General features: G+C 63.7%; 12 protein-coding genes. 6 read left to right on the forward strand and 6 right to left on the reverse strand.

Going from position 1 to position 13,737, the window contains the following annotated elements:
- Positions 1 to 53: 53 nt before the first annotated feature.
- The 3 genes from GGD66_RS21250 to GGD66_RS21260 are packed head-to-tail and all read left to right on the forward strand — an operon-like array spanning position 54 to position 3,125.
- A complete protein-coding gene (locus tag GGD66_RS21250) occupies positions 54 to 1,757 on the forward strand; it encodes a DUF3300 domain-containing protein (protein ID WP_183258891.1) in 1,704 nt (567 codons plus the stop codon).
- The gene (locus GGD66_RS21255) at positions 1,754 to 2,671 is read left to right on the forward strand and encodes a DUF2950 domain-containing protein (protein WP_183258892.1); all 918 of its coding nucleotides are present in this window, start codon (positions 1,754 to 1,756) and stop codon (positions 2,669 to 2,671) included. Before GGD66_RS21250 ends, GGD66_RS21255 begins: the two co-directional genes overlap by 4 nt.
- 7 nt (positions 2,672 to 2,678) lie before the next feature.
- Positions 2,679 to 3,125: a hypothetical protein gene (locus GGD66_RS21260; RefSeq protein ID WP_409333960.1), complete on the forward strand. Its 447-nt coding sequence runs from the start codon at positions 2,679 to 2,681 to the stop codon at positions 3,123 to 3,125.
- 182 nt (positions 3,126 to 3,307) lie between these two features.
- Here the strand turns inward: GGD66_RS21260 and lpdA are convergent, their stop codons facing one another.
- The 5 genes from lpdA to GGD66_RS21285 are packed head-to-tail and all read right to left on the reverse strand — an operon-like array spanning position 3,308 to position 8,519.
- Positions 3,308 to 4,705, reverse strand: coding sequence for a dihydrolipoyl dehydrogenase (lpdA, locus tag GGD66_RS21265; protein ID WP_183258894.1), 1,398 nt, complete (start codon positions 4,703 to 4,705; stop codon positions 3,308 to 3,310).
- 4 nt (positions 4,706 to 4,709) lie between these two features.
- Positions 4,710 to 5,981, reverse strand: a complete 1,272-nt coding sequence (locus GGD66_RS21270) for a dihydrolipoamide acetyltransferase family protein (protein WP_183258895.1) — start codon at positions 5,979 to 5,981, stop codon at positions 4,710 to 4,712.
- 1 nt (position 5,982) lies between these two features.
- On the reverse strand, positions 5,983 to 6,996 hold the full coding sequence (locus tag GGD66_RS21275; protein ID WP_183258896.1) for an alpha-ketoacid dehydrogenase subunit beta: 1,014 nt from the start codon (positions 6,994 to 6,996) through the stop codon (positions 5,983 to 5,985).
- 3 nt (positions 6,997 to 6,999) lie between these two features.
- On the reverse strand, positions 7,000 to 8,259 hold the full coding sequence (locus tag GGD66_RS21280) for a 3-methyl-2-oxobutanoate dehydrogenase (2-methylpropanoyl-transferring) subunit alpha (RefSeq protein ID WP_092252995.1): 1,260 nt from the start codon (positions 8,257 to 8,259) through the stop codon (positions 7,000 to 7,002).
- On the reverse strand, positions 8,256 to 8,519 hold the full coding sequence (locus tag GGD66_RS21285) for a hypothetical protein (RefSeq protein WP_157644358.1): 264 nt from the start codon (positions 8,517 to 8,519) through the stop codon (positions 8,256 to 8,258). The genes GGD66_RS21280 and GGD66_RS21285 overlap by 4 nt, the downstream gene beginning before the upstream one ends.
- Before the next feature lie 135 nt (positions 8,520 to 8,654).
- On the opposite strand from GGD66_RS21285, the gene GGD66_RS21290 reads away from it, so the two are divergent.
- Positions 8,655 to 9,167, forward strand: coding sequence for an Lrp/AsnC family transcriptional regulator (locus GGD66_RS21290; protein WP_183258897.1), 513 nt, complete (start codon positions 8,655 to 8,657; stop codon positions 9,165 to 9,167).
- A 102-nt stretch (positions 9,168 to 9,269) separates the two neighbouring features.
- Here GGD66_RS21290 and GGD66_RS21295 read toward each other — a convergent pair whose 3' ends face one another.
- Complete coding sequence (locus GGD66_RS21295) at positions 9,270 to 10,601, reverse strand: MFS transporter (RefSeq protein WP_183258898.1); 1,332 nt, start codon at positions 10,599 to 10,601, stop codon at positions 9,270 to 9,272.
- A 545-nt stretch (positions 10,602 to 11,146) separates the two neighbouring features.
- On the opposite strand from GGD66_RS21295, the gene GGD66_RS21300 reads away from it, so the two are divergent.
- Together GGD66_RS21300 and GGD66_RS21305 are read left to right on the forward strand one after the other, a co-directional pair.
- Complete coding sequence (locus GGD66_RS21300; protein ID WP_312014164.1) at positions 11,147 to 12,142, forward strand: NAD(P)-dependent oxidoreductase; 996 nt, start codon at positions 11,147 to 11,149, stop codon at positions 12,140 to 12,142.
- 35 nt (positions 12,143 to 12,177) lie between these two features.
- Positions 12,178 to 13,659 (forward strand): aldehyde dehydrogenase, encoded by a 1,482-nt coding sequence (locus GGD66_RS21305; RefSeq protein ID WP_092252077.1) that lies wholly within the window; start codon positions 12,178 to 12,180, stop codon positions 13,657 to 13,659.
- Positions 13,660 to 13,737: the final 78 nt, after the last annotated feature.

Below are 13,737 nucleotides of genomic sequence, written 5' to 3' on the forward strand. Positions count from 1 at the left end.
ACGTCTGCGTCCCGGCCCGATCGTCCCACCCTGGAAGTGCAAGGGAGGATGCAATGTTTCGCTGCGGCAAGACCCTGATGGCGCTTGCGGTCGTCATGGCGACATCGTTCGCCGCAACGGCGCAAACCAACACGACGCCTGCGGCCCCGTCTCCGCAAGCGCAGCCGGCTCCTCCGCCTGCGCCGACGGCCGAGCTTCTGAAGCCGGAGCAGCTCGAGGCCTTGGTGGCGCCGATCGCACTGTATCCAGACGAGCTCCTTGCCAATGTGCTTGCCGCCTCAACCTATCCGTTGGAGGTGGTGCAGGCCGACCGCTGGCTGAAGGAGCGCAAGACCCTGAAGGGCGATGCGCTGAAGACGGAGGTCGAGAAGCAGGCCTGGGACGACAGCATCAAGGCGCTGGCCAGCACCGCCGATGTCCTGACCATGATGAGCGATCAGCTCGACTGGACCAAGAAGCTCGGCGATGCCTTTCTCGCCCAGCAGCCTGACGTGATGGATGCGATCCAGCGCTTGCGCAACAAGGCCTATGACAACAAGAAGCTGGTCACGACCAAGCAGCAGAAGGTCAGTGTCCAGTCGCAGGAAGGCAAGCAGGTCGTTGTGATCCAGCAGGCCAATCCCGCGGAGATGTACGTGCCGTATTACGATCCGGCGACGGTCTATGGCAGCTGGCCCTATGCGGAGTATCCGCCGTATTATTGGGGCTACCCGTCCTATATCGGCGCCGGCGTGGTTGCGGCGGGCCTCGCTTTCGGCACGGCTTGGGCGATCGGGCGCTGGGGCAATTACTGGGGCGGCGGCTGCAATTGGGGCAACCGCAATGTCTACGTCAATCATCGCACCACCAACATCGGTAACGGCTGGCAGCATAATCCGGCGCATCGCGGTGGCGTGCGCTACAACAATAGCAACGTTCAGCAGCGTTTCGGCAACAACAACCTGAAGGCCGGCGTGTCGGACCGGATGGATTTCCGCGGCCGTGACGGCAACCAGGTGCTGCGTCCCAACCAAGGTGCTGGAGACCGGGCCGGCGATCGCGCCGGTGACCGTGCTGGTGATCGTGGTGGTCCCGGTGATCGCGCAGGCGATCGTGCGGGTGATCGTGCGGGCAACCGCGGCGATCGGCCCGGCGGGGGCGATCGCGCTGGAGCCGCGGATCGTGCCAAGGGCGGTGGTGACCGCGCCAAGGCTGCAAACAAGGGCGGCGGAGATCGCGCCAAGGCCGCCAACCGCGCCGGCGGCGGTGCGGCAGCCAACCGTGGTGGCGGCAATCGCGGCGGTGCCATGAACGTCTCCTCCGGCCGCTCGGCCGCGGCGGCGTCCGCGCGCGGACGATCCAGCATGGCAAGCATGCCGCGCGGTGGCGGCGGCGGACCGAGCATGGCCGGCCGCGGCGGCGGTGGCGGAATGGCAATGCGGGGCGGTGGCGGCGGTGGATTCCGCGGAGGCGGCGGTGGCGGCTTCCGTGGTGGCGGCGGCGGTGGCCGACGCTCCGACATCGCGTTGAAGCATGACATCGTCCTGCTCGGCCATCTCTCGAACGGCCTCGGCTATTATCGCTTCAGCTACATCGGCAACGACAAGGCCTATGTCGGCGTCATGGCGCAGGAGGTCGAGCAGGTGATGCCTGCCGCCGTGACCCGCGGCAGCGATGGATATCTGCGGGTTCGCTACGAAAAACTCGGACTGACATTCCGCAGCTATGGCGACTGGCTCGCCGGCGGCGCGAAGATCCCTGGGGAGGTGACGCCATGACCGGCTCGAAATCACTCCGTCGCGCGATGTTGCCGGGACTCGTGGCGCTGGCGCTGCTTGGCTCAGCATCGCAGGCGCAGCAATCCTTCAAGACGCCGGAAGATGCAGCGGCAGCGCTTGCAGCCGCGGTCAAGAACGGACCAGACGATATCCTGAAAGTGCTGGGCCGCGCCGCAGACGACATCGTCTCGTCCGGCGACGAGATCGCCGACAACGACATCCGCCAGCGCTTCACGTCGATGTATGACGCCAAGCACGGCATCAAGGCGGAGGGCAACAAGACGGCGACCCTGATGCTGGGGCCGGACGATTTCCCGTTCCCGATTCCGCTGGTCAATACCAAGGCCGGCTGGGAGTTCGACACCGACGAGGGACGCATCGAGGTGCTGCGCCGTCGCATCGGCCGTAACGAGCTCGACGCGATCCAGACCGCGCTCGCCTTTGTCGACGCGCAGAACGAATACGCCGACAAGGACCGCGGTGAGGGCGCCGGCATCTATGCGCAGCGCATCGTCTCATCGCCCGGCAAGAAGGACGGCTTGTTCTGGCGCGACGACAGCGACCCGAGCCCGCTTGGCGCGCTGGCGGCCGAGGCCTCGAAGGAGGGCTATCGCGCGGGCGACGTCGGACCTGCGCCCTATCACGGCTACTATTTCCGCATCCTCAAGGGGCAGGGCCGCGATGCGCCCGGCGGCGCGCTCGACTATGTGGTCAAGGGCAAGATGATTGGTGGTTTCGCCCTGATCGCGTGGCCCGCGGAGTACGGCAATTCGGGCATCATGACCTTCCTGGTCAATCACGCCGGCACCGTCTACCAGAAGGATCTCGGCAAGCGCACGGCGTTTGTCGCCGAGCGCACCACGCTGTTCGATCCCGATGAGACTTGGAAGAAGGTCGATGCCGCAAAACCCTGAATGGCGCATGTCCATGCGCCGGCGCAGGCTCGGCCTGATAGCGCTCCTCCTGTTGGCACTCGGACTGACCATGCCGGCGACGCCAGCCTTGGCGCAGGCGTCCGGTCACGTCAGAGCCAAGATCGTCAAGGCCGGCCTTCTGGTCGGCGGCGGCGCCGGAAATGGCGTGCTGACCTATCGTGGCAAGTCCTATCCGTTCAGGATCAGCGGCCTGAGTTTCGGCATCACGGTCGGCGCGACAGTCGGCCGGCTCGATGGCTGGGCCTCCGGGATCCGCGAGGTCGGCGACTTTGCCGGCACCTACAGTTCGGTCGGCGGTGGCTTTGCTCTGGTCGGCGGCGTCAGCGGCGCCCACCTCCGCAACGAAAAGGGCGTGACGATCGTGCTGCAAGGCCCCAAGGCGGGACTCGAGCTGGCGGCCAATATCAGTCAGATCACGATCTCTCTGCGATAGGACGACAATCGAGGAAACCGGTCCTGCTGCAGCAACATCGTGGTAGCGGCAGCTCACAATCTGTTGAGACGTGGGACCATGTTCTCTGATGCTTGATCGTCCTTGGTCTCCCTCGATGACCAGTGACCGGACGCACGTTGTGGCGCCAGTTGGCAGCTCTACTGCGCAGGTGGCGCCTGTGCTTAGATATGAATCGCATGCCCTAGCGACTTCAGCGCAGCTTCGTGAAAGGCTTCGCTTTGGGTTGGATGCGCATGGATGGTCATGGCGATATCCTCCAGCCGCGCGCCCATCTCCAGCGCAAGTGTGAAGGCTGCCGAAAGCTCGGCGATGCCGGCGCCGACGCCCTGGATACCCAACAGGAGGTGGTTGTCGGCTCGCACGACCGTCCGGATGAAGCCGTCTTCCCGATCCAGCGTCAATGCGCGGCCGTTGGCCTTGAACGGGAAGAGGTCCGTCTTGACGTCGAATCCCCTGCTGCTCGCCTCGTTGGGTGACAGGCCGACCGTGACGAGCTCGGGGTCAGTGAAGCAGATCGCCGGGATCGAAACCCGGTCCCAGGCGCGACGGCGGCCGGCAACGATCTCGGCTACCATCTCGCCTTGCGCCATGGCGCGATGCGCCAGCATCGGCTCTCCCGTGACGTCTCCGATCGCGCAGATGCCGTGCATCGAGGTGCGACATCGGTCGTCAATTCGAATGAATGGTCCGTCCATATCGAGATCGAGCTGCTCGAGGCCAAAGCCACTCGTCACGGGTCTGCGGCCGACCGTAACAAGAATCTTGTCGGCTGCGAGCGAAGCCTGCTCGCCATTGGCGGTCTCGATCGCCAGCGCCGTGCCATTGGCTTCGAGTGCTTTCACCCTTGCGTCGGTCAGAACCGTGACCCCGAGCGCGGTCAAGCGTCTTGCGACGGGCTCACTCAAATCGCGATCATATTGCGGGAGTATGCGTGGCGCGGCCTCGACGACCGTGACAGCCGTGCCGATTTTCGCGAATGCAGTACCGAGCTCGAGACCGATGTACCCGCCGCCGACCACGACAAGCTTCTTCGGGATTTCGGTGAGCGCTAATGCCTCGGTCGAAGAGATCACCCGGCCGCCGAAGGGGAGAAACGGCAGGGCGACCGGCTCGGAGCCTGTCGCAATCACCACCGTTTCGGCATGGATCACCTGCCGGCCGGATTGCGTTTCGACCTCGACGGTCTTGCCGTCGCGGAAGCGAGCGTAGCCGGCCACGAGCCTGACACCGGCCCTTCTCAAGAGACCGGCCACACCGCCGTTCAGACGTCGGATGATATTGTCCTTCCAGGCGATGGTCTTGGCGAAGTCGAGAGACGGCTTCGCCGTGGTGATGCCCAGTGCGCTCTCGCCCGCCGCGGCGCGCGCAATGGTTTCATACTCACCGGCCGCATGGATCAAGGCCTTGGAAGGAATGCAGCCGACATTGAGGCAGGTTCCACCCGCCTTCTCGGCCTCGACGATGATCGTATCGATGCCGAGCTGGCCGGCACGGATCGCGCAGGTGTAGCCGCCGGGGCCCGCGCCGATGACAAGGAGCTTGCACGTGATCTCGGTCATCATCCTACCCGTCAATGAAGATCATGGCGGGTGTCTCCAACTGTGTCTTGATCCGCTGCACGAACTGGGCTGCATCGAACCCATCGATGACCCGGTGGTCGAAGCTGGACGACAGGTTCATCATCTGACGCGGCACGAAGGCGGCGCCATCCCAATGCGGACGGATCGCGATACGGTTGACGCCGATGATCGCGACCTCCGGATGATTGATGATGGGCGTCGTCGCGAGCCCGCCCAGCGCGCCGAGCGATGTGATGGTGATGGTCGAGCCGGTGAGCTCGTCGCGGGTGGCGCTGCCGTTCCGAGCCGCTTCCGCGAGCCGTGCCACCTCGGCGGCGCAACTCCAGAGGTCGCGCGCTTCCGCATGCCGGACGACGGGGACCACGAGGCCGGCCGGCGTTTGCGTGGCGATCCCGATATGAACGCCTGCGTGCTGGTGAACGATCCCGGCCTCGTCGTCGAAATGGGCATTGAGATGCTGTTGCTCGGCGATCGCGCGCACCATGGCGCGCATCAGGAACGGCAACATTGTCAGTTTGGGTCTACCCGGCTGCTTCTGGCTGTTGAGCTTCGCGCGCAAATCCTCGAGCGCGGTGACATCGACCTCTTCGACATAAGTGATGTGCGGAATGCGCGAGCTCGCAACGGACATCTTCTCGGCGATCTTGCGTCGCAAGCCGACGATCTTGATGTCGGTGACCGCGGTTTGCGTTGGATACGGCGTCGCCGTCGTTCCGGTGCGGCCGCGCGCGAGATGGGCGTCGAGATCATCATGGGTGATCCGCCCGGCGGGACCCGTGCCGCGGATCTGACGCAAGTCGACGCCTGCCTCCCGCGCGCGGAGCCGAACCGCGGGGGCGGCGAGAGGCCGATCGCCTGCGTGGTGGGGTGGCGCCGCAGAGGGCTGCGACTTCAGCATGTTGGGCGGCTCGCGCGCCATGCGCGGGGCGCTTGCGGCAACGTCAGGCTTTTTGGCCAAAGTGCTTGCCGTGGACGAGGCCGACTTCACTGCCTCCGCCGCTGGCGCGCTTTTGCCGTCTACCTCCAGCCGAACAAAGTCCGAGCCGATGGCGAGAACGTCGCCCACACTGCCGGCGAGCCAGATGACCCGTCCGTCCGTCGGCGAGGGAATTTCCACCGTCGCCTTGTCGGTCATGACGGCACCGAGCACGGCGTCTTCGCGCACGATATCGCCGACCTTCACGTGCCATTCCACCAGCTCTGCTTCCGCAATGCCTTCGCCGACGTCGGGCAGCCTGACCACGCGCTCGGCCATCTCAAGCCTCCAGCGTTTCGATCAATGCGCGGCCGACACGCGCAGGGCCCGGAAAGTAGTCCCATTCCTGCGCATGCGGGTAGGGCGTGTCCCATCCGGCGACACGCACGATCGGGGCTTCCAGATGATAGAAGCATCGTGTCTGGACCAATGCGCAGAGCTCAGCACCGAAGCCAGAGGTCAGCGTCGCCTCGTGCACGATGACGCAGCGTCCGGTCTTCTTGACCGAGGCTTCGATGGTGTCGAGATCGAGAGGCAGCAGCGAGCGAAGATCGATGATCTCGGCATCTATGCCGGATTCGGTCGCGGCGGTCTCGGCGACGTGCACCATCGTCCCGTAGGCGAGGATGGTGACGGCCTCACCCGGCCTGCGGATCGCGGCGCTGCCGAGCGGAATTGCAAAATGTCCGTCGTCGACTTCGCCGAGATCATGCTTCGACCACGGCGTTACCGGCCGGTCGTGATGACCGTCGAATGGACCATTATAGAGCCGCTTCGGTTCGAGGAAGATCACGGGATCGGGATCCTCGATCGCAGAGATCAGCAAGCCCTTGGCGTCCCGTGGGTTCGACGGCACGACCGTCTTGATACCGCAGACATGCGTGAACAGAGCTTCCGGGCTCTGGCTGTGTGTCTGGCCGCCAAAAATGCCGCCGCCGGTCGGCATGCGCACCACGAGCGGGCAGGTGAATTGACCGTTGGAGCGATAGCGCAACCGCGCGGCCTCGGAGACGATCTGGTCGTAAGCCGGATACATGTAGTCGGCGAACTGTATTTCGACACAGGGTTTCAGGCCGTAAGCCGCCATGCCCACTGCGATGCCGACGATACCGAGCTCGCTGATCGGGGTATCGAAGCAACGGCTCGTTCCGTATTTCGCTTGCAGGCCCTGGCTGGCGCGAAACACGCCCCCGAAATAGCCGACGTCCTCGCCGAACACGACGACGTCGTCATCGCGCGACATCATCACATCCATGGCGTCGCGAATCGCTTCGATCATGGTTTTGCGCGGCATCGCTCAGACTCCCGCTTCCTGGCGTTGCCGTCGCAGGTGCGGCGGCATCTCCGAGAACACGCCTTCGAACATGTCACGCGCCGAGGCATGCTGAGGTGAATGCAGCGTGCCGTAGCCCTCGGCCTCCTTCTGCGCCGCGATCACTGTGTCCATGATCTCCGCTTCGGCCTGCTTGTGCCGCTCCTCCGACCAGGCGCCGCGCACGATCAAATGGTTCTTCAGCCTGATCACGGGATCTCCGAGTGGCCACGCTTCGGACTCCGTCTTCGGCCGATAGCCCGCGGGATCGTCCGAGGTGGAGTGCGCGCCGACGCGATAGGTCACGTGCTCGATCAGGGTCGGGCCAAGATTGCGGCGTGCACGCTCGCATGCCCATTTCGCGACGGCGTGGACGGCGAGGTAGTCGTTGCCGTCGACGCGTAGAGCCGGAATGCCGAAACCGAGGCCGCGCGCCGCGAACGTGCCGGAGCCACCTCGCGCGATGCCCTGGAAGGTCGAGATGGCCCATTGATTGTTGACGATGTTGAGTACGACCGGCGCGCGATAGGTCGAAGCGAACACGAGGGCCGCGTGGAAGTCGGATTCGGCCGTTGCGCCATCGCCGATCCAGGCGACCGCGATCTTCGTGTCGTTCTTGATCGCCGAGGCCATCGCCCAGCCGACCGCCTGAATGTATTGGGTGGCAAGATTTCCCGAGATCGTGAAGAAGCCGTGCTCCCTTGAGGAATACATCACGGGCAGCTGGCGCCCCTTCAGGGGATCGTGTGTGTTGGAATAGATCTGGCAGGCCATCTCGACCAGGGAGTAGCCGCCGGCGATCAAAAGCCCGGCCTGGCGATAGGTCGGAAAATTCATGTCCCCCGGATTGAGCGCCTTGCGGAAGGCGCAGCTCACGGCCTCTTCGCCCATGTGCTGCATATAGAACGAGGTCTTGCCCTGACGCTGCGCCATCTGCATGCGCGCATCGAACGCACGCAGCGTCATCATGTGACGCAGGCCCTCGAGCAGTTCGTTGTCGGAGAGCGCACCTGCCCAGGGACCGACGGCCTCGCCGTCGCGATTGAGCACGCGGATAACCGAGAAGGCGAGATCACGAATCGTCTCGGCATCCACGTCGACGTCGGGACGATTGACATGGCCTGCGCGCGGAATGCGGATGTTGGAGAAATCGGGCGTGCCACCCGGGCGAACCGCGGGCTCCGGCACGTGCAGCCTCAGTGGCGGATGCTCGGCGGATGGAGCCGCCCCGTCTTGCGGGATCATGTCACGGATGAGGTTGGGGTCGGGCATTGGCTTTCACCTCTCACCTCGATTGCATCGACGCAGAATAACGCACCAACGCGCCGAACGAGCCGGTCGATGACGTCGCGGTCATTGATGTCTATGGAAGCCGAGATGCGGCAGGCATCCGCATCCGCCCGCGCACTGAGAGCAGCAAGCGGCAGCCCTGCGACACGGGTCTGGTCGAGCAGGCGGCCGAGTGCGGCGTGCATATTGCTGGTCTGCAGTTCGAGAACAAACACCGCATGCGTCTCATTTTGGTAAGCACATCGTACTGGCAAAAGCCAGGATTGTCGTTCTTTTGATCTGGGTGTAGTCTAAAAATGCGGTAAGAATTTTCCAAATATGAGTAGCAAAGCGAGAATAGGATTCTTGGTATGGCATCGGTCGGACGTGCCAGAGGGCCTGTCAAAGCTCCGCGCAAGGATGCACTTCGGCTCGACGAGATCGATCGCAAGATCCTGCGTGCCTTGCAGCAGGATGCGCGCCTGACGACGGCGCAACTCGCCGACAGAATCGGGCTCTCCACCACGCCATGCTGGAACAGGCTGAAGCGTTTGGAGACGCAGGGCTATATCGATGGCTACGTCGCGCTGCTCAATCAGGACAAGCTTGGCCTGCCCGAAACGGTCATCATAGAGCTGACGCTCGACCGCCACGACGAGGAGATGCTCGAGCGCTTTGGCCAATTGCTTACGAATTTGCCGGAGGTGATCGAGGCCTATCTCACCACCGGCGATTACGATTACATCGTGAAGGTCGCGGTCGAAAGCACCGCCGGCTATGAACGCTTCCTGCGCGAAAAGCTCTATCGCATTCCTGGCATCCGCCACAGCCGGTCGTCGTTTGCGCTGCGCTGCCTGAAGAAGCTGACCTCGGTCCAGGTCTAGTAAAGGATCAGGGCACTCCGTCGCGCCTTATCGCTTCTGACGCCCATACCCCAAGTTGGGGCATGGGCCGCCTCGCATTTGCCGGGGCAACGCTGGAAAGGCTTACCGCCCCGGCTCGGCGAACTCGTGCTTGCTCTCGTGCCCGCCGACGAAGACCAGGATGCCGGCGATCAAGGGCAGGATCGCGAGCACGAGCAGCCCTGTCGAGGTTTGCCCTGTCGCTTCCTTGACCCAGCCGATCAGATAAGGACCGCCAAAGCCGGCGAGATTGCCGATCGAGTTGATCAGCGCGATCGCGCCGGCCGCCGCCGTTCCCGAAAGCCAGGCTGTCGGCAGGGTCCAGAACACTCCAAAGCAGCAGAATACGCCGACAGCAGCCACCGTCAGCGCCACCATCGTCATGGTGGGATCGGTGAGATAGGAGGAAACGGCGAGCGCAATTGCGGTCAGGATCAGCGGCGCGCCGACATGCATCACGCGCTCACGGGTGGCATCCGAATGCCGCGCCCACAGGATCATCGCGATGGTGCCGAACAGATACGGGATCGCGGTGACGAAGCCGGTCTGGGCGTTGGTCAACCCGAACGCCCTGACGATCTGCGGCAGCCAGAACTGCATGCCGTAGAGCGCGCCGACGAAGCCGAAATAGATCGCGCTCAGCGCGATCACCTTTGGCGAGGACAGCGCTTCGCCGAGCGACAGGTGCTTGACCGCCTTCTTGGCCGCAACCTCAGAATCGAGCTTGGCCTTGAGCCAGGCCCTCTGTTCGGCCGAGAGCCAATCCGCCTTCTCCGGCCGGTCGGTGAGATAGAACCAGGTGACGATGCCGAGCAGCACCGATGGAAGGCCCTCGATGATGAAGAGCCAATGCCAGCCCTTCAATCCCATGAGGCCGTCGAGCCCGAGCAGCAGGCCTGAGATCGGCGCGCCGATCACGGTGGACACGGGGACTGCGATGGCAAAAGCCGCGATGAAGCGGCCGCGGTACTCGGCCGGGTACCAATAGGTGAGATAGAGGATGATGCCCGGGAAGAAACCGGCCTCGGCGACCCCGAGCAGAAAGCGCAGAACGTAGAAGCTGGTCTCGCCGCTGACCGTCGCCATCAGCGCCGAGATGATGCCCCAGGTCACCATGATACGGGCGATCCAGCGGCTGGCGCCGAATTTTTCCAGGGCGAGGTTGCTCGGCACCTCGAAGATGAAATAGCCGATGAAGAAGATGCCGGCGCCACAAGCGAACACCAGCGGCGAGAATTTCAGATCCGCATTCATGGTCAGCGCGGCAAAGCCGAGATTGACGCGGTCGAGATAGGAGAAGAAGTAGGCCAGCACCAGGAACGGGATCAGACGCCAGGAGATGGCGCGAATGGTCGAAGTCTCTATCTCCGACTTGGCGGCGCCGGCGGCACCGGCATAGGTGGTGGTCTGACTCATCGTAGTTTCCCCGTCTGTCCGCCAAGTCGACTTGGCTTCGTTATGATTGCTACGTGTGGATCTAATTCTCGGCAGAGTGCTGAAGCAATGCCGGCGTAGCGCAGTAATTCTGAACGGGGTGTCAGTTTTTCTCACGGGCCGATGTCCGGATGACACTGCGGCCCTCGTTGGATCGTCGACGCCCGTCGGCATGACGGAAGTAATCCCGTGGGTTTTTCCGGCCCCAGGGGTAACGCCGGCAGATCAGAAAAACCAAACGGGGGGTCAGAAAAAGCGCCTTGCATGGCACCGGGAGACGCCGCTCATCTTGCGCCACCAAAAAGGAAGCCTGTCGCAGGCGAGGAAACGATGGTTGCAAGCGGCCCATCCAGCGCAAGAGCACGGCTCGCACCGGTCTTCAGATCCGGTAACGCGCCATGGGGCGGTGCCCGCAACGTTGCGCCGAACAATGAGCCGTGCGGAGCATCTGCGGATGCGGGCTCGGCTGTTGTCGCCGTGATCCGCGCTCTTATCTGCCGGAAGTTCTCGCGCTCTCGGATCGGATCGTGGTCGCCAAGCGCGGGAAGACCGCCGTGGAGATCCAGGCGACCGAGCAGCAGATCATGCACGCCGCCGTTCACCAGAGGCCTGCATGTGCGATGAATGAGATGACCATGCTGAGAGTCGGAATTATCGGCGTCGGCCTGATGGGCCATGGAATCGCGAAGAACGTCCTCGTGCGGGGCGGCTTTCCTCTGGCCTTTCTCGACCATCCGGGCAATCAGCCGATGGACGATCTCATCGGGCTCGGGGCGTCGGCCTGCAAGTCTCCTCGCGACGTCGCGGACGCTTCGGATGTCATCATCCTCTGCGTGACGGGTTCCCCCCAGGTCGAAGCGATCCTCACCGGCACGACGGGCGTTCTATCTCGCCTCCGCAAAGGGACCATCATTGTCGACTGTTCGACGGCGCTGCCGGAATCGACGGTGCGAATGGCTGCCGCCGTCCAGGCCGCGGGTGGACACTTCCTCGATGCGCCCATGACGCGCACCGCCAGGCACGCGGAAGAGGGAACGCTGAACCTTCTGGTTGGCGGCGAGGAAGCCGATCTTCGCAGCGTCCGCGCAGTTCTTGCCTCTTTCACAGAGGGTGTGGAGCATGTCGGCTCGGTGGGTTTTGGCCATCGGCTCAAGCTGCTCCATAATTACGTGTCGATCGGATTCATGGCGCTGCTCGGCGAAGCTGCCGCACACGCTGCCGATGCGGGCATCGATCCGGCAATCTTCGTCGATGTTCTCGCCAAGGGCGGAGGGGCCGGCGTTGCGCTTCAGCGCATGGCCCCGGCAATTGCGACGGCCGACGCCGGCGCGGTCCCGTTCTTTATCGATAATGCGCTAAAGGATATCTCCTACTACCAGACGATGGCGAGCAATTCCGGAGCATCCAAAGCGATCGCAGACGGTGTCGGCACTGCCATCGCGGCCGTGGTCGAGAGCGGCCATGGTCAAGCCTACATTTCCGACCTGGCTCGGCTCCTTCGGAAGACGAAACCAGCGGCCTAGAGAGAATGAGTGTTGAGACAGGGAAGACTGACCCAATGACAAAGACTGATATCCGATTTCCCGTAGACGGTCGAACTCGCAAGATGTTCGTCGATGGCGCGTGGGTCGAGGCCCGCTCGGGGCAGGTCTTCGAGACGCGCAACCCTGCGACCGGTGAGGTGATCGGTCGTGTCCCGCGTGGAGATGCCGGCGACATCGACATCGCCGTCGCCGCTGCCCGTCGCGCCTTCGTGGGACCATGGAGCCGCTTCAAGCCGTTCGAGCGACAGGCTCTGCTTCTGCGTATTGCCGATCTGTTCGAGAAGCATTGGGAGGAGATCAGCCGGTCCGACACGGCCGACATGGGCATGCCGATCGTCAGGACGCGGGCGAACAAGCTTCGCGTGCTCGGCATGCTCAGGTACTACGCCGGCATGGCGACCGCGATTCATGGGCAGACGATCGACAATTCGCTTCCGGGCGACATCGTCTCGTTCACACGGAAGGAGCCCGTCGGCGTCGTCGGCGCGATCATTCCCTGGAACGCCCCAACGGCTGCGTCGGTCTGGAAGATCGGGCCTGCGCTCGCGACCGGATGCACCATCGTGCTCAAGCCTTCCGAAGAGGCACCGCTGACGCCGCTCTTGATCGCAGATCTGATGAATGAGGCAGGTGTACCTCCCGGCGTCGTCAACGTCGTAACCGGGACCGGCTCGGAGGCCGGTGCGCCTCTGGCCGAACATCCCGGTGTCGACAAGATTGTCTTCACCGGATCCACGGCCACCGGCCAGGCGATCATTCGTGCGTCGGCCGGCAACCTCAAGCGGGTCTCGCTCGAGCTTGGCGGAAAGTCGCCGGTCATTGTCTGCGCCGATGCCGACCTCGACAAGGCCGTGCCGATCGCCGCGATGGCCGCCTTTGCCAATTCGGGCCAGATCTGCATTGCGGGCTCCCGGCTGTTCGTCGAGCGGAAGATCCATGATGAGTTGGTCGAGCGGCTGGGGAAATTTGCCTCGGCCCTGAAAATCGGTGATGGAGCTGATCCCACGACGGAGATCGGACCTCTCGTTTCCGAGCGGCAGCTCGACAAGGTCGAAGGCTTCCTGAACAGCGGACGCGACGAAGGCGCCAAGGTCGTGACCGGAGGCCGGAGACTGAGAGAGGGGAGTTTCGCGAAGGGTAACTTCGTCGAGCCGACTGTCTTCGCCGGCGTCTCGGACAACATGCAGATTGCCCGCGACGAGATCTTTGGTCCCGTCATCTCCGCCCTGCCGTTCGATACGCTGGATGAGGCCGTGGACCGAGCCAATGCGACGCCGTACGGGCTTGCGGCGGGTGTCTTCACGCGCGACGTCAGCAAGGCGCACGTCCTCTCGCGGAGCCTGCGTGCAGGATCGGTTTGGGTGAACACCTATCACGCCATCGATCCCGCGTTGCCGTTCGGCGGCTACAAGATGAGCGGCTATGGCCGTGAGGGCGGTACCGAGCAGCTTGATGAATACCTGAACACGAAGGGGGTCTGGATCAAGCTGGACTGAGCCGGACATTCGTCCAGCTCGCGGCCGGTCGTGGCAATTGCTGTGCCGAACGAATCATCCGACGAGCAGCGGCAGAAT

The organism is Bradyrhizobium sp. CIR48 (genome assembly GCF_014198315.1).
GTDB lineage: Bacteria > Pseudomonadota > Alphaproteobacteria > Rhizobiales > Xanthobacteraceae > Bradyrhizobium.